This is a genomic window from Kaistia dalseonensis (assembly GCF_030814715.1).
GTDB classification, from domain to species: domain Bacteria; phylum Pseudomonadota; class Alphaproteobacteria; order Rhizobiales; family Kaistiaceae; genus Kaistia; species Kaistia dalseonensis.
On sequence record NZ_JAUSVO010000002.1, the window covers coordinates 705,287 to 725,532 of the forward strand.

Consider the following 20,246-nt stretch of genomic DNA (forward strand, 5'->3'; position numbering starts at 1 on the left):
ATATTTTGTGCTGCGCTCTGCGCAGTTCCGGTTGTTGCATCAGCCGGGGAGGTTTCCGTGAAGCGTGGCGCGCTGGTCGCCATCACCGGCGGTTGCCATGACTGCCATTCCTCGGGCTATGCCGAGAGCGGTGGCAAGATCGACCCGGCCACCGCGCTGAAGGGGGCAGCGGTGGGCTATCAGGGGCCATGGGGTACGACCTACCCCAGCAATCTGCGCATCCTGGCGGAGAAGCTCTCCGAAAAGGACTTCGTGCATCTCGCGAAGACTTTCCAGGCACGCCCGCCCATGCCCTGGTTCAACGTTAACGCGATGGAAGAGAGCGACGTTCGCTCGCTCTATCTGTATATCGCCTCGCTCGGCGAGCCGGGTGATCCGGCGCCGGATTATGTGCCGCCGGGGCAGGAGCCGAAGACGCCCTATATCGTCTTCGCGCCGCCGCAGATGCCGAAATAGCTCATCCCCAGGCAGTGACGCGGTCGTGAACCGGTCGGGCTCGGCGAGCCTTGACCGACCGGTAACGCCTACCTACTTTCAGGTCCAACTTCCTGCCACTCAATCGAGGCTTCTCATGGCCACTGCCAAGGTAACGGACTCTTCCTTCGACACCGATGTTCTGGGCGCTGCCGGCCCGGTCGTCGTGGATTTCTGGGCTGAATGGTGCGGTCCGTGCCGCATGATCGCCCCGGCGCTCGAGGAAATTCAGAGCGAACTCAACGGCAAGGTGACGATTGCCAAGCTGAACATCGACGAGAATCCCGAGATCGCGGTGCGTTATGGCGTCCGCTCGATCCCGACGCTCATCATGTTCAAGGATGGCGAGCCGACCTCGATCCAGGTTGGCGCCGCGCCGAAGGGCCGGCTCGCGGAATGGATCAAGAACGGCATCTGATTCGTTCTGTGTGAGCTTGATGCGGGGCCTTCGGGCCCCGTTTTCATGTCTGCTTGCTGCCGCGGATTATCGCGGCGGCGTGCCGTTCGCCTCCAGCACGGTCCCGGCCAGATAGAGCGAGCCGCAGATCAGGATCCGTGGCACGACATTGGGCGGCAATGTCCGCTTCATGAGATCGAGAGCCGCCTCGACGCTGCCAACCGGCTCGGCAGTCAGGCCTGCCTCGATCGCCGCTGCCGCCAGCTCGCCCGGATCGCGCCCGGCATCGGAACTGGCGATCGGCACCGTATAGACGTGGCGCGCCAACCCGGAGAAAGGCTTGAAGAAGCCGACCGGGTCCTTGGTGATCAGCATGCCCGCGATCAGGTAGAGGGGATGCGAGACCCGCTCTTCCAGATCGGCGACCGCCTCGGAAATGACCGCGCCAGCCCCGGGATTATGCCCGCCATCGAGCCAGATCTCCGATTCGGCCGGGGCGTGCGCGATGAGCGCGCCGCTGGTCAGGCGCTGCATCCGGGCTGGCCAGTCGACCGATTGCAGCCCGGCGGCGATGGCCGCCTGCGGCACGTCGAGGCTCGAACGGCGGATCGCGGCGATCGCAGCGCCAGCATTCACATATTGGTGGCGGCCCGGCAGACGGGGCGCCGGAAGGTCGAGCAGGCCGTCCTCGTCCTGGAACACCAGCCGGCCACGCTCCGGATGGGCGATCCAGTCGCGATTGCCGACATAAAGAGGTGCACGCAGGCGTGCGGCTTCGCGCTCTATGACATCGAGCACGACCTCGACCTGCGGCGAGGCGACGACGGGACAGCCGCGCTTGATGATGCCGGCCTTCTCGCCGGCGATCTCGGTCAGCGTGCTGCCGAGGAACTTCTCATGATCGAGCGAAATCGAGGTGATGACGGAGACATCCGGCCGCTCGATGATATTGGTCGCGTCATAGCGCCCGCCGAGGCCGACCTCGAGCAATGTCACATCGGCCGGATGATCGGCGAACAGCTTGAACGCCGCCGCCGTGGTGATCTCGAAATGGGTGATCGGGGCGCCGTCATTGACCCGCTCCAGTTCGACCAGCGTCGCCACCAGTTCGTCCTCGGTGACATAGCGTCCACCGCCCGGCTGGCCGAGGCGAATGCGCTCGTGGAACTTGACCAGATGGGGCGAAGTATAGACATGGACGGTCCGGCCGGAGGCTTCGAGGATCGCGCGGAGGAATGCCGTGGTCGAGCCCTTGCCGTTGGTGCCGGCGATGTGGATCACCGGGCCGAGCTTTTCCTCCGGATGACCGAGCTTGGCCATGAGCGGCTTCAGCCGGTCGAGGGAGAGATCGATCTCCTTCGGATGGAGCTTGAAGAGCCGCTCCAGGATCGCGGTACTGTCCATGGAAAAACCGAATTCGAATCCGGAAAGTGGGAACAATGCTCTTTACCTCTCCCGCGGGGAGAGGTCGACGGCGCTGTCGGCGGGATAGTGCGGAGGGGACGGGTCCCCTTCCTGACCTGTGTCGGGTCCGACCTCGCCATCCTTGGCGAGGACAGCCGGCGGTGCCGACTCAAGGTCCGATAGGCCGCTTACGAGGCCAGCGCGAGCGACTGTTCGGCGCTCGCGGGCAGCGCGACGTTCGGGCCCAGCAGACTGCAAAGCCGCGCGATCGTCGGGCGCAATTCATGGCGATGGACGACCAGATCGACCATGCCGTGCTCATGCAGATATTCGGCGCGCTGGAAGCCTTCGGGCAGCTTTTCGCGGATCGTCTGCTCGATCACGCGGGGACCGGCAAAGCCGATCAGCGCGCCGGGCTCCGCGATCTGGATGTCGCCGAGCATGGCATAGGATGCGGTCACGCCACCGGTCGTGGGATTGGTCAGCACGACGATATAGGGCAGCTTCGCTTCGCGCAGCGCCATGACGCCGAGCGTGGTGCGCGGCAATTGCATGAGCGAGAGGATGCCCTCCTGCATGCGCGCGCCGCCCGATGCGGCGAACATGACGAAGGGCAGGCGCCGATTGACCGCTGCTTCCATGCCGGCGATCACCGCCTCGCCGGCCGCCATGCCGAGCGAGCCGCCCATGAAGTCGAAATCCTGCACGGAGGCGACCAAAGGCACGCCCTCGACGGTTCCGGCGCCCGTGAGAACGGCGTCCTGCAGGCCGGTCTTGGTCCTGGCGTCCTTGAGGCGATCCGTATAGCGCCGCTCGTCGCGGAACTTGAGCGGATCGATCGCGACATCGGGGGAGGCGATCGTCTCGTAGCGGCCTTCATCGAAGAAGAAGGCAAGCCGCTTCGGGGCGCTCATGCGCATGTGGTAGCCGGAATTCGGCACCACATAGTGATTGGCTTCGAGATCGCGCAGGAAGACCATTTCGCCGGTCTCCGGATCCTTGATCCAGAGATTCTCGGGAACCTCGCGCTTGTTCAGCAGGCTTTTGATCTTCGGGCGAACGACGTCGTTGATCCAGTTCATTCGGATCTCCTTGAAATCAGGCTGCGACCGAGGCGCGCGCCGCGCGCACGCCCGAGGCAAGCTCGGAGACGAGCGTGACGACCGCCGGGACGGTCGCGCCGGTCGCGCGGCCTTCGCCATCGAGCGAGGCGGCAATGGCCGCGACGATCGCCGATCCGACGACCACGCCGTCGGCATGGGCGCCGATCGCGGCGGCCTGTTCGGCGCTGCGCACGCCGAAGCCGACCGAAACCGGCAGCTTGGTGTGGCGCTTGATGCGCTGGACGGCTTCGGCGACGCGTGAATTATCCGGCGCGGCCGAGCCGGTGATGCCGTTGATCGAGACGTAATAGACGAAGCCGGAGGTGTTGGTCAGCACCGTCGGCAGGCGCTTGTCGTCGGTCGTCGGCGTGGCAAGGCGGATGAAATTGAGACCGGCGTCGAGCGCGGGAATGCAAAGCTCGTCATCGGCCTCCGGCGGCAGGTCGACGATGATCAGCCCGTCGACGCCCGCAGCCTTCGCCTCGACGACGAACGCCTCGGAACCATGCGAATAGATCGGGTTGTAATAGCCCATCAGCACGATCGGCGTCGTGTCGTCGCTCTTGCGGAACGCCCGCACGAGGTTGAGCGTCTTGGCCAGCGTCTGCCCGCCCTTCAGGGCGCGAAGGCCAGCCGCCTGGATGGCGGGGCCGTCGGCCATCGGGTCGGAAAAGGGCATGCCGAGCTCGATCACGTCGGCGCCGGCTTCCGGCAGGGCCTTGAGCAAAGCGAGCGTCGTCTCGGGATCAGGGTCGCCGGCGGTCATGAAGGTGACGAGAGCCGGACGGCCCTCGGCCTTGAGCGCGGCAAAACGGCGGTCGATGCGAGTTTCAGTCATGTGAACGGCCTTCGACCTAGATGTCCATACCGAGCAGCTTGCCCACGGTGTGGACGTCCTTGTCGCCGCGGCCGGAGAGGTTGACGATGATGATCTTGTCCTTCGACATGCTCGGCGCGATCTTGATCACATGTGCGATGGCATGCGCTGATTCAAGCGCCGGGATGATGCCTTCGGTCCGCGTGCAGACCTTGAAGGCATCGAGCGCCTCGTCGTCGATGATCGGCACATACTTGACCCGGCCGGTATCGCGCAGCCAGCTGTGCTCCGGGCCGACGCCGGGATAATCGAGGCCGGCCGAAACCGAATGGCCCTCGAGAATCTGGCCATCGGCATCCTGCAGCAGATAGGTGCGGTTGCCGTGCAGTACGCCCGGGCGGCCGCCGCTCATCGAGGCGGCATGACCATTCTCGATATCGAGGCCGTGCCCACCCGCCTCGACGCCGATGATTTCGACATCCTGGTCGTCCAGGAAGGGGTGGAAGAGGCCGATCGCGTTCGAACCGCCGCCGACGGCCGCGACGATCATGTCGGGGAGGCGGCCTTCCTGCTCCAGGATCTGGGCGCGGGCTTCCTTGCCGATCACCGACTGGAAGTCACGCACCATCTCCGGATAGGGATGCGGGCCGGCCGCCGTACCGATCAGGTAATAGGTGTCCTCGACATTGGTGACCCAGTCGCGGAGCGCCTCGTTCATGGCGTCCTTGAGCGTGCCATTGCCGGCGGTCACTGGATTGACCGTGGCGCCGAGCAGCTTCATGCGGAACACGTTGGGCGCCTGCCGCTCGACATCCGTGGCGCCCATATAGACGACGCAGGGCAGGCCGAAGCGGGCGGAGACCGTCGCTGAGGCGACGCCATGCTGGCCGGCGCCCGTCTCGGCGATGATGCGGGTCTTGCCCATGCGCTTGGCGAGCAGGATCTGGCCGAGGCAGTTGTTGATCTTGTGGCTGCCGGTGTGGTTCAGGTCCTCGCGCTTGAAGAAGACGCGCGCGCCGCCGAGATGGTTGGTCAGGCCTTCGGCGAAATAGAGCTTCGACGGCCGGCCGGCGTAGAAATTGGACAGGGCCGACAATTCGGCATGGAAAGCCGGATCGTATTTGGCGTCGTCATAGGCCTTTTCGAGCTCCAGGATCAGCGGCATCAGCGTCTCGGCGACGAAGCGGCCGCCATAGATGCCGAAATGGCCCCGCTCGTCCGGGCCGGTCTTGAAGGAATTGGGCAGCGCGGGAGCGGTCACGACATGATCCTTTCGCCGGCTTGTTCCCGGCCTTCTTCTGGTGTCTTTGAACTGCCGCGTGCCGCGGCCGTGAAGGCGCGGATGCGGTCTGGATCCTTGATGCCGGGCGCGCTCTCCACGCCGGACGAGACATCGACGCCCGGCGCACGGGTCAGACGAACAGCCTCGGCGACATTGCCGGCGTCGAGGCCACCCGAGAGCATATAGGAAAGCGCAGGGTCAAGCGCCTCGAGCAGGCGCCAATCGAACGGTACGCCATTGCCGCCGGGGAGCGTCGCGCCCTTGGGGGGCTTTGCGTCGAGCAGCAGCCGATCGGCGACGGAAAAATCAGCGATCGGGGCGAGATCCTCGGCGCTACTGATCCCGAGCGCCTTGATGACGCCGAGGCCGAACCGCGACTGCGCGGAAGCAACCTCTGCCGGGGTCTCGGCACCATGGAATTGCAGCCAGTCCGGGCGGACGGCCTGGACGATCGCTTCGATGCCGGCAACGTCCATATTGACGGTGAGCGCGACGATTTCGGCGCGGCCGCGCACGCGGGCGGCGAGCTCGCGAGCGCGCTCCACGGTGACGAAGCGCGGGCTTTTCGGAAAGAAGTTGAAGCCGACCATGTCGACGCCGGCATCGAGCGCGGCATCAAGCGTGTCTTCGGTCGAAAGACCGCAGATCTTCACGATCACGGATTGAGTCATGGCATCCTGCATGGGCAAAGGGTTTGGCACGAAAGGACTGCGAAGTCCAACATTGCCCGCCTGTTCACCCTGCGTTGCATTTGCGTTGCCGCCTGATCAGGCAGCGTTGCTGCGCACCGTCGGCAGGGTGGTCGCCGGGCTGGCCTTGGTGACGGTCCTGAACTGCTCGTTCTCACGCCGGACCGTCCTGGCCTCGCGCTTCATCGCGCGCGCCTGGCGACGCCATCGACCCTGGCCTAACCATGTGGCGACCCCACCGATGATCGTGCCGACTGCGAGAGTCGCGAAGATCAGCACGAAGAGCGGCATGGTCAGCGCCAGCACCGGCGCCTCGCCATTGAACGGATCGAGCGACAGCGTCACGGCGTGGCGATTGGCGACCGAAAGCGCCACGACGATAATCGCCAGCGGCACGAGGATCAGAATGGCAATCAGCCGTTTCATCGCATGGTCCTGTTCTAGATCGCCACGTGTCCTGCCGGACGCAAAGGCGATCTATCTCTTTGTCTTCGCATCGGATCGACCCGAAAACCGGATTCCACTTTTCGGTCCGATGCTCTAGCGACCCGGTCCCGGCTCTAGCGCCGAAATCAGGCGTCGTTGAGACGCTCACGCATCTCCTTGCCCGTCTTGAAGAAGGGCACGTATTTTTCCGTCACCTCGACCTTGGAGCCGGTGCGCGGATTGCGGCCCTGGCGCGCCGGTCGGTTCTTGACCGAAAACGCGCCGAAGCCGCGCAGTTCGACCCGGTCGCCGCGCGCCAGCGCGTCGATGATCTCGTCGAGGATCGAATTCACGATGTGCTCGACATCCCGCTGATAGAGATGCGGGTTCTGCTCAGCGATTTTCTGTACCAGTTCGGACTTGATCACCGCTGCAACCCCCCAGCGTCATTCAGAGGGACGGGAGCCTGCCAAACCGACATGAGCCCGTCAAGGTTAAGCCGTGCGGGGATCAGGTCGGAGATCCCGCTCGCCCGTACGAATTCGGGAGGGAGCCCGGCCTGGACGGCGAGCCAGGTCACTGCCGCATGCGCGAAGGAGAAGGCGCGCGAGGGCTCTTCCTTCTTCCAGTCGACGATCGGGAGGCTCGCATTGACGCTCTTGGCCTTGGCGAGCCAGGCGACAGCCTGGTCCTCGCCGCCAATCTCGTCGACGAGGCCTGCGGCCAGCGCCTGCCGGCCGGAATAGATCCGGCCATCGGCGAGCCGCACGGCCGTCGGGCGATCGAGCTTGCGGCGCTCGGCGACGATATCGACGAACCAGTCATAGGAATCGCGGATCAGCCCCTCGATCACGGCAGTGGCCTCGGGTGAGGCGGGCGCGAAGGGCGAGGGCGCGGCCTTCAACGGTGACGACTTGATCTCGGTCAGCTTGATGCCGAGCTTCGCCATCGCCTCGGAAATCTCCGGCGACTGGAACAGCACGCCGATCGAGCCGGTGATCGAACTCCTGTAGGCGACGACATGATCCGTCGCGATCGCCGTCATGTAGGCGGCCGAGGCACCGACGGTCTTGATCGAGGCGACGGTCGGCTTCTTGGCGGCGAGCTTGCGGATCGCGTCATAGAGCGACTCGCCTCCGACCGTGGCGCCGCCGCCGGAATCGATCGAGACGATGACCCCGCGCACGGCATCGCTGTCGGCGATGCTCTGGATCAAATCGAGCTCCGCCTGATCCTGCGCGATGAAGCCGTTGATGGAGAGGCGGGCGATATGCGGACGCGAGCGCTCGCCGATCTTGTCGGGGCCGATCGCGATCACGATGCCGCCGGCGACCGCCGCGACAATGGCGATGAGCCCGAGCACGCGCCAGAAGGAGAGCTTCCGTCGCAGTCGTCGCCGGTCGATGATGTCTTCGGCGTCCATGCCGATGGCCTCCGTCTTCGCGTCGATCCAGAACCCGCCCGAGACCCCGCGTCATGGGGTTAGCCGCTTTGGCGGCCGAAATCAAACGCGCAGTCAGCCAAATGGTTGGCGCGACTTGCGATTTTGAGGCGCGAAAAAGAAAACGCCCCGGACCAGCCGGGGCGTTCTCGATTTACCGCTTCAGCGGGGAGAGGCGATTACTCGCCGTCGCCCTGACGCGCCTTGAGCGCTGCGCCGAGGATGTCGCCGAGCGAAGCACCCGAATCCGACGAGCCGAACTGCGCGACCGCTTCCTTCTCTTCGGCGATTTCAAGCGCCTTGATGGAGACGGCGATCTTGCGGGCCTTCTTGTCGAAGTTGGTGACGCGGGCGTCGACCTTCTCGCCAGCCGCGAAGCGCTCCGGACGCTGCTCCGACCGATCGCGCGAAAGATCGGCGCGACGGATGAAGGTCGTCAGGTCGCTGTCGACGATCTTGACCTCGAGGCCGCCTTCGGTGACCGCGAGGATCTCGCAGGTGACCACGGCGCCCTTGCGGATATCGCCCGAAGCCTCGACGAACGGATCGCCGCCGACCTGCTTGATGCCGAGCGAGATGCGCTCCTTCTCGATGTCGACGTCGAGAACCTGGGCCTTGACCATGTCACCGCGATTGTACTCGTCGATGACCTGCTCGCCCGGACGGTTCCAGTCGAGATCCGAAAGATGGACCATGCCGTCCACATCGCCGTCGAGGCCGATGAACAGGCCGAATTCGGTCTTGTTCTTGACTTCGCCTTCGACGATCGAGCCGATCGGATACTTCTCCGAGAAGCTCTCCCACGGATTGGCGAGCGTCTGCTTGAGACCGAGCGAGATGCGGCGCTTGACCGGATCCACCTCGAGGATGACCACTTCGACTTCCTGCGAGGTCGAGACGATCTTGCCGGGATGGACGTTCTTCTTGGTCCAGGACATTTCCGAGACGTGGATCAGGCCTTCGATGCCCGGCTCCAGCTCCACGAACGCGCCGTAATCGGTGATGTTCGTGACGCGGCCCGAGAACTTGGCGCCGACCGGATACTTCGCCTCGATACCCGACCACGGATCGGCCTCGAGCTGCTTCATGCCGAGCGAGATACGGTGCGTCTCGTGATTGACGCGGATGATCTGCACGCGGACGGTCTGGCCGATCGAGAGCACCTCGGTCGGATGGTTGATGCGGCGCCATGCAATGTCGGTGACATGCAGCAGGCCGTCGATGCCGCCGAGGTCAACGAACGCACCGTAATCGGTAATGTTCTTGACGACGCCCTCGATGATCTGACCCTCTTCGAGGCTCTGCACGAGCTCCGAACGCTGCTCGGCGCGGGTCTCTTCAAGAACGGTACGGCGCGAAACGACGATATTGCCGCGGCGCTTGTCCATCTTGAGGATCTGGAAGGGCTGCGGCGTGTGCATGAGCGGGCCGACGTCGCGCACCGGGCGGATATCGACCTGCGAACGCGGCAGGAAGGCAACGGCGCCGTCGAGGTCGACGGTGAAGCCACCCTTGACCTGGTTGAAGATGACGCCCGTGACCTTCTCGTTCTTGTTGAACTGCTCCTCGAGACGGACCCAGCTCTCTTCGCGGCGCGCCTTGTCGCGCGAGAGAACGGCTTCGCCGAGGGCGTTTTCAACGCGCTCGAGATAAACTTCGACGACGTCGCCAACCTTCAGCGGCGTGTCCCGGCCGGGGCCGGAGAATTCCTTGAGAGCGACGCGGCCCTCGGTCTTCAGCCCGACGTCGATGACGGCGAGGTCCTTTTCGATCGCGACGATCGTACCCTTGACGACGCTGCCTTCGAAGAGGTCTTCGTTCTGGAACGATTCCTCGAGCAGGGCGGCGAAATCGTCACGAGTGGGATTGGTAACTGCCATGAAAGCTCCTGGTGCCATGTCTGGCGTGCGTCGGCGGTTCGTGTTGCGTTGATCGAAATCCCATCCTGCCCGGCGATAGATAATCGGGGCTGCCGCTTGGGGCGGACCGACGCTTCCGGATCGGATCTCGATTGCTTGACCAAAGGGACCATGATCGGGCGCGAAAACAGGCGCGCCAGGCGAGGGTCCCTTCAGACTTGGGCGTCTATATAGGGACTCTTCTGGCGCGACAAGGTTAAACGGGCCGGATTCTGCCGTTCCGGAGCCGATTTTGCGCGATTTTAAGCGCGTTTTGCCTCGACGATCGCAATAGCGGCCTCGAAGGCGCTGTCGATGTCGAGTGCACTGGTATCGAGCACTGCGGCATCCGGCGCCTGTTTCAGAGGCGCGGAGGAGCGGCCGCTGTCGCGCGCATCGCGCTCGCGGATTTCGGCGAGGATGCGCTCATAGTCGACATTGCGGCCCTTGGCGCGCAATTCGTCGGTGCGGCGACGGGCGCGGACCTCCGGCGAGGCGGTGACGAAGATCTTGACCTCGGCATCGGGACAGATCGCCGTGCCGATATCGCGGCCATCGAGGACGGCGCCGGGGGCCCGGCGCGCGAAATCGCGCTGGAAGGCCACGAGCGCCGACCGCACTTCGGGATGAACCGCAACGCGCGAGGCGAGCTCGCCCGCCTCGCGGCCGCGCAGGTCGGCATGGCCGAGATCGGCCGGGTCGAGCGTCCGCGCGACGGCGCCGGCCGCTACCGGGTCGTCGAGATCGAGACCGCGATCGGCCATGATCCGCCCGATCGCGCGATAGAGCAGCCCCGTATCGAGATGATTGAGCCGGTAATGGTCTGCGAGCCTGAGCGCGAGCGTGCCCTTGCCGGCGGCCGCCGGTCCGTCGATCGCGATGATCATGCGTCGTTCTCTTCCACATCCTCGAAATGGGCGCCGAGGCCCGTCATCAGCGCCCGGAATTCCGGGAAGCTCGTCGCGATCGGGGCGGCATCGTCAATCGTGACCGGCTTGCCCGCGGCGAGGCCGAGCACCAGAAAGCTCATGGCGATGCGGTGATCGAGCGCGGTCGAGACCGTTCCGCCGCCGATCGAATCACCACCGCCCGTCACGGCGAGCGATTCCGGCCCCTCCTCGAAACTGATGCCGTTGGCGGCGAGCCCGGCGGCGACGGCGGCGATGCGGTCGGATTCTTTCACGCGCAATTCGTTCAGGCCTTCCATCACCGTCTGCCCCTCGGCAAAGGCCGCGGCGATCGCGAGTACCGGATATTCGTCGATCATGGCGGGTGCGCGCGCGGCCGGCACCACCACGCCCTTGAGGCGGCTCGCCCTGACGCGAATATCGCCCACGGTCTCGCCGCCGACCGTCCGGCGGTTCTCGATGGCGATGTCGCCCCCCATCTCGATCAGCGTCTCGATGAGGCCCGTGCGCATCGGGTTGAGCAGGACAGCCTCGATCGTGATGTCGGATCCCGGAACCAGCAGGGCCGCGACGATCGGGAAGGCGGCCGAGCTCGGGTCGCCCGGCACGACGATCGATTGCGGCTTCAGATCGCGCCGGCCCTCGATGCGGATCAGGCGGTCGCCCTCGTCATTCTGGTCGATCTCGATTGCGGCGCCAAAGGCGGCCAGCATGCGCTCGGTATGGTCGCGGCTGCGTACCGGCTCGATGATGGTGGTGGTGCCGGGCGTGTTCAGCCCGGCGAGCAGCACGGCCGATTTCACCTGCGCCGACGGCACGGGCAGGCGATATTCGATCGGCAGCGGCACGTCGGGGCCCTTGATCGTCAGGGGAAGCCTGTCTTTCGAGCGGGCAATGACCTGCACGCCCATGCGGCGCAGCGGGTCCAGGATGCGGCCCATGGGCCGGCGCAGCAGCGAGGCATCGCCCGTGAAGGTCGCCGCGATCGCCTGGCTTCCGACGAGCCCCATGGCGAGGCGCACGCCCGTTCCGGCATTGCCGAAATCGATGATGTCCTCGGGTTCCAGAAAGCCGCCGACGCCGAGACCCCTGACGGTCCAGGATCCGGGCGAGCGCTGAACCACGCTGGCGCCGAAGGCGCGCATCGCGGCCGCCGTGGCCAGCACGTCGCCGCCCTCCAGCAGGCCCTCGATCGTGGTTTCGCCGATTGCGAGCGCGCCGAGCATCAGGGCGCGGTGCGAGATCGACTTGTCGCCGGGAACGCGGATGCGCCCGGTGAGCGGGGGCGCCGCGTGCGCTTTCAGAGCGGTGGACCGGCGGGCGTCGGACGACATGATCTGGCTCCTCGCGGCGCTCGGGTTTCGCGCGAATCTAGGCTACGCTCAGCACGTGGCGCACGATCCGGATGGGCCGTCGGATAGCACGGCGACTGCATCGCCGCCACAGCACACAGAATGCGGCCCGACAATTGCTTTTGACAGAGCCGATCCGAGTCATTATGGGAGGCCGGCTCTTTTAACCGACGAGGCACGACGTGGCGAAAGCGGAACTCGGCACAAAGCGGGTCGACCCGGAGACGGGCAAGAAGTTCTACGACCTGAACAAGGACCCCATTGTCTCGCCCTTCACGGGACAATCCTACCCTCGCTCCTTCTTCGAGACGGGGCCTGCAAAGGCGCGCCCGGCTCCGGCGAAGGCGGTCGAGGAAGACGAGGTTGAGGACGAGCTGCCCGAGGGCGCCGAGTTCATCAGCCTGGAAGAGGCCGATGACGATACCGCCGGCGGCGTCGTGACGACGGAAGTCGACGACGAGGATGTCGAGATCGTCGACGACGAGGCCGACGTCTTCATCGAGGAAGAGGAAGAGGAAGGCGACGACGTGGCCGACATCATCGGCGGCGTCGAGGACGAGGAGCCGTAAGGCGGCTATCCACAGGCTCCGATCGAAAACGTCGATTGGCACTTGATTTGAAAATGGGCGCGGCATAAGTATCCGCCGCGCCGGAGGGGTCCCAACTCCTCCGCTGAAGACGGCGGGGCCATAGCTCAGTTGGGAGAGCGCTTGAATGGCATTCAAGAGGTCGTCGGTTCGATTCCGATTGGCTCCACCAGTCTTCCTCAGTGCGCAAGACGATTGAAGGGCACCGTGTACGGTGCCTTTTTCTTTTTGCAGCCTTGCGCGGCCGGCCGGCGGGGTTTCCCGCGAGACCCCACAGCTCAATGTCACGCCAGATGGCTGGCGCGGATTGACCGATCAGCGCGGCATGCCGCGGCTAGGGGTCGATGACCGCGGTTCCCTTCGCGCCATCGTCGCGGGTCCAGGCGATCTTGTCGGGCGCCAGCGAACGGATTTCGAAGCAGAAGCGGCGGCCATTGTACCAACTGGGCCATTGCTGGCACATCGCGTCGCCCTGGATCCACCAGCGCCCTTCTTCCTTTGGCGCGAGCATCCTTGCCGCTGAAAAGCGCGAAACGTCGCCCACGACCGTGCCGTCATTGCGATAATGCAGCGGCAGCGCGACGCCGAAGGGCGTGTTGAGCCGAACGACGCGGCCGCGGATCAGTTCCCTGATCTCGGCGCCGCTCAACTCTCGCGCGGCGGCGGGCTCGATGGCGATGGCGGCGAGCCCGAGGGCGAGGGCGGAGATCGCTTGTGTCCGCATGATCGGTTCCTCCTCGTCACGGGCGGTGAAACACGACGCGGGTCTTGGCCACAGGGAAGCCGAACTTGGTCACTGAGGCCGTGTTGACCAGCGTCCCGTCGTCCTGGAGCTTCATCGTATCGTGGAAACGGACGCGGTTCTTCTTCGCCTTGGAATCCAGATCGACGAGATAGCTGAAGCGCGCCGTATCGCCCGTGATCGTCACCTGCGTCTCGCCGACGACGTCTTCGCGCGTGCCGCTATATTGGCCGGGGCCGGTCTTGCGGAAGCGCCAGGTCTTCCGGTCGCGTTCGCCATCGTCATAGACGAAGTCCTCGACCAGCGTCAGCGTCTTGCCGTTCCATGTCCCGTGCAGGTCGACCTTGAACCCGCGCTTGACGCCGTTGATGGCGCTGAACCAGCCGACGGCCGATGTCCTGCCGGTGAAATAGCCTTCCAGGGTGAAGTCCCGCGCCAGGGCGGACGTCGTCCCTGCGATCAGGGTCATGATGAATCCGATCAGTAAGATCCGTGCACGGCGCATGCGACACCTCCCGAAGCCTGATGTGCGTTCGGATTCGATACGGCGCGAGCACGGCTTTGGATCAGCGGACTTGATCCGCCGCATGGTGCGATCGTCTGATAGGGCTCAGATGCTGTAACAATGCTCCGCGACGGGGGCGCCGACCAGGAATCGAGGACCGCGCTTGAACGAGACATTGCTGCACCGGGCCCTGTTCATCCTGGCGATCGCCGGCCTTGCCGCCGGGCTCGTCCTGTTCCTGACGGGCTCTCCTGTCGGCGCTGATCGCTCGTGGTTTGTCGCCACCGCGCCGGTCATCGTCGCGCTGCTCTATTCGATGGTGCACGATTTCCTGGTGGGCCGGGTCGGCGTCGATGCGATCGCCTTCGTCGCGATGACAGCGGCGCTCGCGCTGGGCGAGCCACTCGCCGGCGTCGTCGTCGCAATCATGTATTCCGGCGGCAATCTCCTGGAGGATTACGCCCGCGGCCGTGCCGAGCGCGATCTGAAGGCGCTGACCGATCGCACGCCGCGCATCGCCCATCGGCGCGAGGACCATCAGGTCCGCGACATTCCCGTCGCCGACGTGGCGATCGGCGATCATCTGCTGGTCAGGGCCGGCGAGCTCCTGCCCGTGGACGGCAAGATCATCGCCGACGGGGCGCTGATCGACGAATCCGCCGTGACGGGCGAGCCCATACCGGTCAGGCGCAGCGAAGGTGAGCTCGTGCGCAGCGGCACGGTCAATGCCGGCGAGGCGTTCCAGCTTCGGGCGACCGCGACGGCGGACGAGAGCACCTATGCCGGTATTGTCCGCATGGTGCGTGCCGCGCAGACGGCGAAGGCGCCGTTCATCCGCATGGCGGATCGTTTCGCGCTGCTGCTCCTGCCGGCGACGCTGCTCATTGCCGGCCTCGCCTGGCTCGTCTCGGGCGATCCGGTGCGCGCATTGGCCGTCCTCGTCGTGGCGACGCCCTGTCCGCTGATCCTCGCGGCCCCGGTGGCGCTGATCGGCGGCGTCTCGCGCGCGGCGCGGGTGGGCGTGCTGATGAAGGGCGGCGCGGCGCTGGAGGCGCTGGCCCAGGTGCGCACCGTCATCTTCGACAAGACGGGCACGCTGACGGAGGGCGGCGCGCGGCTGATCGCGATCGGCGCGGCGCCCGATGTCGATGCGCAGGAGGCGTTCCGTCTCGTCGCGTCGCTGGAACAGGCCTCGCATCATGTGCTCGCGGCGGCCCTGGTCGAGACCGCGCACGTCAAGGGGACGCCGCTCAGCCACCCGGCGCGGGTCAAGGAATATCGCGGCTCGGGCCTCGAGGGTGAGGTGGATGGACGTGCCATCCGCGCCGGTTCACGCGCGCTCATCGCCGGGTCGACGGAACTGCCGAGCTGGGCGGAACAGTTCCTCACGCCCTTTCACGATCAGCCGATCCTGACGGTCTTCGTCGCGATCGACGGCGTCCCCTCCGCCATCCTCGTCATGGGCGATGCGATCCGGCCGGATGCGCCAACCGCGATCGCGAGATTGCGGGCGGCTGGCGTCACTCGCACGCTGATGGTGACGGGCGATGACGACGCGGCGGCGCAGGCGATCGGGTCGGGCCTCGATATCGATGCCATCATCGCCGATTGCAGCCCGGCGCAGAAGGTCGAGGCGATCGCGGCCGAGAAGCGGCTGGCGCCGACGATGATGGTCGGCGACGGCATCAATGATGCGCCGGCTCTGGCGGCGGCGACCGTCGGCGTCGCAATGGGCGCCCGCGGGGCGACGGCTTCGTCGGAAGCGGCCGATGTGGTCATCCTCGCCGACCGGCTGGAACTCGCCGCTGATGCCGTGCTGATCGCCCGCCGGGCAAGGTCGATCGCCCTGCAGAGCATCGTCGTGGGCCTCACTCTGTCCGGCCTGGCGATGGTCGCCGCCGCGTTCGGCCTGATCCCGCCCGTCGCCGGCGCGCTGCTGCAGGAGGTCATCGACGTCGCGGTGATCCTGAACGCGCTGCGCGCCCGCAGCGACGGATGGGGTTCCACCCCGACGGCGGCGCAGGCCTCCGACAAGCGAACCGATCTGGCCGCGTGATCAGCCCGATTTCGGCCGGCGCAGCAGATAGGTGTCCATGATCCAGCCATGCGCCTGCCGCAGCCTCTCGCGCGTGGCCGCGATCTCGTCGGCGACCTCGGCGAGCTTGCCGGCAATGATCGTCTCACCCTCGGCTCCGAGATAGGCGCCCCAATAGATGTCGAGGTCCTCGGCTGCCAGCCGGGCGAAGGTCTGCTCGCCATCGAGCATGACGACCGCCGTGCCGATATCGGCCGGCATGCCCTCGGCGAGCTTCCGCCCGGTGGTGATGAGCACCGGCTCGCCGATCATGTTGAGCGGAATGCGATGGCTCGCCGTCAGCGCCTGGATGCTGCTGATGCCGGGAATGACCTCGTATTCGAGCGCAAACCCGTTGGCGCGGAGCGCGTCGATGATGCGGATCGTGCTGTCATAGAGGCCGGGATCGCCCCATACGAGGAAGGCGCCACACTGGTCCTCGTCGAGCTCGCGCGTCAGCGCCTCGCGATAGCTCGCCTCGATGCGCTCGTGCCAGTCGCGCACCACGCCGAGATAGTCGCTGCCGGCGGCCTCGCGCTTCGGCATCGGCACGTCGACGAAGCGATAGTCGCGATCATCGATGAAGCGCTCACAGATCTCCAGGCGCAGTTGCTGCAGCTCGGCTTTCTCCGCCCCCTTGTTGGGAATGAAGAAGACGTCGGCGCGGTTCAGCGCCTTGATCGCCTGGATGGTGACGAAATCGGGATTGCCGGCGCCGATGCCGATGATCAGGAGCTTGCGCATGTGGTCGAGGATCCGCGTCTGTCGCGGGCCGGTCGATCCCGGCCGCGCGACAGGCTTAGCGCGCGTCGCGGGCCGATGCACGCGGCATCAGCCATTGGCGCGGTCGCGCCAGCGATCGAGCCGGTCGATCAGTTCGCCGAAGATGCCCTTGGGGAAGAAGATCACCGAGGCCATGAAGACCATGCCGAGCACCAGCGGCCAGGTCGCGCCCATCAGGTTGGAGAGGCGGCTTTCGAGGAAGCGCACGGCGACAGCGCCAAGGGCTGCCGCGATGAGCGCGTTGCGGCCGCCGAGCGCGACCCAGATCAACACGTCGGCCGAGAGCGAGAAGCCGATCAGCGAGGGTGCGGCAAAGCCGAACTGCACGACGAAGAAGGCGCCGGCGAGCCCGGCGAGCCCGCCCGACAGCGCAAAGGCCGCGATCTTGAGCTTTGCGACATCATGGCCGAGCGTCCAGAGGCGCAGTTCGTTCTCGCGCAGCGCCGCGAGCGAGACGCCGAAGCGTGACGCGGAGACGCGCATCATCGCCGCGATTGCGACGGCGAGCAGGGTGAGGCCTATATAATAGATCGGCAGCGGATCGTAGATCTCGGGACCGTCGCCATTGAGGCCGAGCGTGATCGGCGGCACGCTCATCAGCCCGTTCATCCCACCCAGATAGGACGAGTTGATCGCGAGCCGCTCGACGATGACGGCGAGCGCCACCGTGACGATGCCGAGAAAGGCGCCCTTGAGGCCGCGATTGGCGAAGAAGAACCAGCCGACCACCGCAGCCGCGACGGTGGACAGCACGATCGCCGCCGCAAGACCAACCCACGTCGAGTGCAGCTCCGGCAGGCCCGGCACCATGCCGAGCGTGACGAGGCTCATCGCATAGGCGCCGATGCCGAAATAGACCGCATGGCCGAGCGAGAGCAGCCCGGCATGGCCCCAGACGAAGCAGAGGCTGACGGCGAAGAGGGCATAGGCGAAATAGATGCCGAAATCGGCCGCCACCCAGTCCGAGACGATGAAGGGCAGCACCACGAAGAAGATCAGCGCGACGAGGCCGACCAGTGTGGCCGAGGAGAGCTTCATCGTCATGCCTCCCGCTTGGCGCGCGAGACGAGGCCGTTCGGGAACAGGCGGATCACCAGGATCGCGGCCGTGAAGACGACGAGCTGCGCCCAGACAGGCGAGGTGAAGGCCGCCGTCAGGCTGTCGACGGCGCCGACGCCGGCCGCGCCCGCGAGCGGCCCCGAGATCGTGCCGAGACCGCCGACGAGGATCGACAGGAAGGCGGGCACCATCCAGCCGAGGCCGGCATTGGGATCGATCGAGATCAGGGGCGCCATGGCGGCGCCGGCAAGGCCCGCCAGACCCGAGCCGAAGGCGAAGGTGATGCGGTCGAGCCGCCGCGTATCGATGCCGAGGCAGGACGCCATGGTGCGGTTGGCGATGACGGCACGCGCGGCGAGGCCGAAGCGCGTGCGGAAGAAGACGTAGAAGGTGGCGATGATGGTCACGATGCTGATCGCCATCACGATCAGCCGATAGACCGGATAGGGCGTGCCGAAGAGATCGACGGAACCGACATCCGGCACGGCGACGGCATGCGATCCGGGACCATAGAGCAGCACCATGCCCTGGCGCAGGAAGAGCGACAGGCCCCAGGTGGCGAGGATTGTGTCGAGCAGCCGGGCATAGGTTCGTCGGATCAGCAATTCCTCGGCGACGAGCCCGATTCCCGCGACGATGAAGGGCGCGAGGGCGAGCGCCAGGAAGAAGGGCAGGCCGGCCTCGGTGAGCGCGAGGAGCGCGTAGCAGCCGAGCATAAGGAACTCGCCATGCGCCATGTTGATGACGTTCATGAGCCCGAAGATGATGGCGAGCCCGAGCGAGACCAGCATCAGCACCAGCACGGCGTTGGAACTGTCGAGCAGGACGATGGCGAGACGTTCCATGGCTGTCCTCAGAGCGCGAGATAGGGATCGACGCGGCGCGGATCGGCCTTGAGCGCCGCGGTGGGCTCCTCGCCGACGACATGGCCGTGATCGACGAAGAGCGCGCGGCTGCAGAGCCGCGTCGCCATGTCCAGATTCTGTTCCACGAGGATCAGCCCCATGCCGGTCGCGGCGACGATGCCGGCCAGGATCTGGCCGATCTCGGCGACGATCGAGGGCTGGATACCCTCCGACGGTTCGTCGAGCAGGAGCAGGCGCGGCTTGGCCATCAGCGTCCGGCCGATGGCGAGCTGCTGTTGCTGCCCGCCCGAGAGCCGCCCGCCGGGCTCGCGCCGCTTTTCCGCCAGCGCCGGAAAATGGGCATAGACCGCATCGGCATTCTTCGCCGTGAGGTCGCCGAGGAAGAGATTCTCCTCGACGGTCAGATCGGGGAAGACCTCGCGGCCCTGCGGCACATAGCCGATCCCCGCCCGGGCGATCTCGAAGGGGGCGCGGCGATCGATTCGTTTGCCGGCGAAATAGATCGCTCCCGCGCTCGGGCGGATCAGCCCCATGATGGTCTTGAGCAAGGTCGTCTTGCCGACGCCGTTGCGCCCAAGCAGGGCCACGGCCTCGCCGGGCGCGATCGCCAGCGAGATCCCGTCGAGCACGATGCCGCCGCCATAGCCGGCGACCAGCCCCTCGATGACGAGCCCATCCGCGCGATCAGCCATTCACCGCCCCGAGATAGGCTTCGCGCACCAGCGGGTCGCGACGCACCGTGTCATAGTCGCCCGAGGCGACGATGCGGCCGAGCATCATCACGGAAATCGGGCAATCGAGCGCGGCGACGAAGGCCATGTCGTGCTCGATCACCAGCGCCGCGACATTGGTCTCGCGGCGGATCTCATGGATCAGGCGGACGGTTTCGGTCTTCTCGGTGCGTGTCATGCCCGCCGCCGGCTCGTCGAGCAGGATCAGGCGCGGCGCGGTCGAAAGCACCATGGCGAGCTCCAGCCACTGCTTCTCGCCATGTGAGAGCGTCCCGGCCATGTGACGGCGGTTCTTCGTCAACCCGACCATGTCGAGGAGTTCGGCGGGCGAGGCCACGCTGCGTCCATGCCGGACACCGGCGGCCGCGCGAATATTGTCCTCAACCGTCATTTCCGGAAACACCGAGGGAACCTGGAACTTCCGCACGATGCCGTCGGCCGCAATTTTGTGCAGCGGCCGCCCGACGATGGATTGCCCGCGATAGCGGATGTCGCCCGATGAGGGCGGCAGGTAGCCGGTGATCAGGTTGAAGAGCGTGGTCTTGCCACAGCCGTTCGGCCCGATGATGCAGCGCATCGCACCCGTATCGAGCACGAGATCGACATGATCGACGGCGCGAACGCCGCCGAAGCTCTTCACCAGCGAAATGATTTCGAGGAAGGGAGCGCCGCCAGAGGTCGCGTTCCCTTCGGCGGCGTCCTGCATCG

Annotated in this window: 22 protein-coding genes and 1 tRNA gene; 5 read left to right on the forward strand and 18 right to left on the reverse strand. The window is 65.9% G+C overall.

The window, feature by feature from the left end:
* The first annotated feature begins 57 nt into the window (after positions 1–57).
* Positions 58–456, forward strand: coding sequence for a c-type cytochrome (locus tag QO014_RS09450; RefSeq protein WP_266348428.1), 399 nt, complete (start codon positions 58–60; stop codon positions 454–456).
* A gap of 115 nt (positions 457–571) precedes the next feature.
* The gene (gene trxA / locus QO014_RS09455) at positions 572–892 is read left to right on the forward strand and encodes a thioredoxin TrxA (protein ID WP_266348429.1); all 321 of its coding nucleotides are present in this window, start codon (positions 572–574) and stop codon (positions 890–892) included.
* 66 nt (positions 893–958) lie between these two features.
* Here trxA and QO014_RS09460 read toward each other — a convergent pair whose 3' ends face one another.
* The 11 genes from QO014_RS09460 to aroA form a co-directional block, all read right to left on the reverse strand.
* A complete protein-coding gene (locus tag QO014_RS09460; protein WP_266348430.1) occupies positions 959–2,275 on the reverse strand; it encodes a bifunctional folylpolyglutamate synthase/dihydrofolate synthase in 1,317 nt (438 codons plus the stop codon).
* A gap of 188 nt (positions 2,276–2,463) precedes the next feature.
* A complete protein-coding gene (accD, locus tag QO014_RS09465; protein ID WP_266348431.1) occupies positions 2,464–3,357 on the reverse strand; it encodes an acetyl-CoA carboxylase, carboxyltransferase subunit beta in 894 nt (297 codons plus the stop codon).
* 16 nt (positions 3,358–3,373) lie between these two features.
* Positions 3,374–4,216 (reverse strand): tryptophan synthase subunit alpha, encoded by an 843-nt coding sequence (gene trpA, locus QO014_RS09470; RefSeq protein WP_266348432.1) that lies wholly within the window; start codon positions 4,214–4,216, stop codon positions 3,374–3,376.
* Positions 4,217–4,232: 16 nt separating this feature from the next.
* Positions 4,233–5,456, reverse strand: coding sequence for a tryptophan synthase subunit beta (gene trpB, locus QO014_RS09475; RefSeq protein WP_266348433.1), 1,224 nt, complete (start codon positions 5,454–5,456; stop codon positions 4,233–4,235).
* Complete coding sequence (locus QO014_RS09480) at positions 5,453–6,148, reverse strand: phosphoribosylanthranilate isomerase (RefSeq protein ID WP_266348434.1); 696 nt, start codon at positions 6,146–6,148, stop codon at positions 5,453–5,455. Before QO014_RS09480 ends, trpB begins: the two co-directional genes overlap by 4 nt.
* 96 nt (positions 6,149–6,244) lie before the next feature.
* Positions 6,245–6,592 carry a lipopolysaccharide assembly protein LapA domain-containing protein gene (locus tag QO014_RS09485; RefSeq protein WP_266348435.1) on the reverse strand — a complete coding sequence of 116 codons (348 nt, stop codon included), beginning with the start codon at positions 6,590–6,592 and terminating at the stop codon, positions 6,245–6,247.
* A 146-nt stretch (positions 6,593–6,738) separates the two neighbouring features.
* On the reverse strand, positions 6,739–7,020 hold the full coding sequence (gene ihfB, locus QO014_RS09490; RefSeq protein WP_266348436.1) for an integration host factor subunit beta: 282 nt from the start codon (positions 7,018–7,020) through the stop codon (positions 6,739–6,741).
* The gene (sppA, locus tag QO014_RS09495; protein WP_370877121.1) at positions 7,017–8,021 is read right to left on the reverse strand and encodes a signal peptide peptidase SppA; all 1,005 of its coding nucleotides are present in this window, start codon (positions 8,019–8,021) and stop codon (positions 7,017–7,019) included. The genes ihfB and sppA overlap by 4 nt, the downstream gene beginning before the upstream one ends.
* Positions 8,022–8,212: 191 nt before the next feature.
* Entirely contained in the window at positions 8,213–9,913 is a 1,701-nt protein-coding gene (rpsA, locus tag QO014_RS09500; RefSeq protein ID WP_266348438.1) for a 30S ribosomal protein S1, read from the reverse strand.
* A 281-nt stretch (positions 9,914–10,194) separates the two neighbouring features.
* Positions 10,195–10,818, reverse strand: a complete 624-nt coding sequence (cmk, locus tag QO014_RS09505; RefSeq protein ID WP_266348439.1) for a (d)CMP kinase — start codon at positions 10,816–10,818, stop codon at positions 10,195–10,197.
* Entirely contained in the window at positions 10,815–12,173 is a 1,359-nt protein-coding gene (aroA, locus tag QO014_RS09510) for a 3-phosphoshikimate 1-carboxyvinyltransferase (protein ID WP_266348440.1), read from the reverse strand. Before aroA ends, cmk begins: the two co-directional genes overlap by 4 nt.
* 200 nt (positions 12,174–12,373) lie before the next feature.
* Between aroA and QO014_RS09515 the strand changes: the two genes are divergently transcribed.
* Entirely contained in the window at positions 12,374–12,760 is a 387-nt protein-coding gene (locus QO014_RS09515) for a TIGR02300 family protein (protein WP_266348441.1), read from the forward strand.
* Between the two features lie 114 nt (positions 12,761–12,874).
* Positions 12,875–12,950 (forward strand) — tRNA-Ala (locus tag QO014_RS09520).
* A 162-nt stretch (positions 12,951–13,112) separates the two neighbouring features.
* On the opposite strand, the gene QO014_RS09525 is transcribed toward QO014_RS09520, so the two are convergent.
* A complete protein-coding gene (locus QO014_RS09525; RefSeq protein WP_266348442.1) occupies positions 13,113–13,502 on the reverse strand; it encodes a hypothetical protein in 390 nt (129 codons plus the stop codon).
* Between the two features lie 16 nt (positions 13,503–13,518).
* The gene (locus QO014_RS09530; protein ID WP_266348443.1) at positions 13,519–13,989 is read right to left on the reverse strand and encodes a DUF3833 family protein; all 471 of its coding nucleotides are present in this window, start codon (positions 13,987–13,989) and stop codon (positions 13,519–13,521) included.
* A gap of 199 nt (positions 13,990–14,188) precedes the next feature.
* On the opposite strand from QO014_RS09530, the gene QO014_RS09535 reads away from it, so the two are divergent.
* Complete coding sequence (locus QO014_RS09535; protein WP_266348444.1) at positions 14,189–16,081, forward strand: heavy metal translocating P-type ATPase; 1,893 nt, start codon at positions 14,189–14,191, stop codon at positions 16,079–16,081.
* On the opposite strand, the gene cobF is transcribed toward QO014_RS09535, so the two are convergent.
* The 5 genes from cobF to QO014_RS09560 all read right to left on the reverse strand — a co-directional run bounded on the left by cobF (position 16,082) and on the right by QO014_RS09560 (position 20,244).
* Positions 16,082–16,843, reverse strand: a complete 762-nt coding sequence (cobF, locus tag QO014_RS09540) for a precorrin-6A synthase (deacetylating) (protein ID WP_266348445.1) — start codon at positions 16,841–16,843, stop codon at positions 16,082–16,084.
* Between the two features lie 87 nt (positions 16,844–16,930).
* Positions 16,931–17,920 carry a branched-chain amino acid ABC transporter permease gene (locus QO014_RS09545; RefSeq protein ID WP_266348446.1) on the reverse strand — a complete coding sequence of 330 codons (990 nt, stop codon included), beginning with the start codon at positions 17,918–17,920 and terminating at the stop codon, positions 16,931–16,933.
* 2 nt (positions 17,921–17,922) lie between these two features.
* A complete protein-coding gene (locus tag QO014_RS09550; protein ID WP_266348447.1) occupies positions 17,923–18,786 on the reverse strand; it encodes a branched-chain amino acid ABC transporter permease in 864 nt (287 codons plus the stop codon).
* An 8-nt stretch (positions 18,787–18,794) separates the two neighbouring features.
* Entirely contained in the window at positions 18,795–19,499 is a 705-nt protein-coding gene (locus QO014_RS09555) for an ABC transporter ATP-binding protein (protein WP_266348448.1), read from the reverse strand.
* Complete coding sequence (locus QO014_RS09560) at positions 19,492–20,244, reverse strand: ABC transporter ATP-binding protein (RefSeq protein ID WP_266348449.1); 753 nt, start codon at positions 20,242–20,244, stop codon at positions 19,492–19,494. Before QO014_RS09560 ends, QO014_RS09555 begins: the two co-directional genes overlap by 8 nt.
* Between the last annotated feature and the right edge of the window lie 2 nt (positions 20,245–20,246).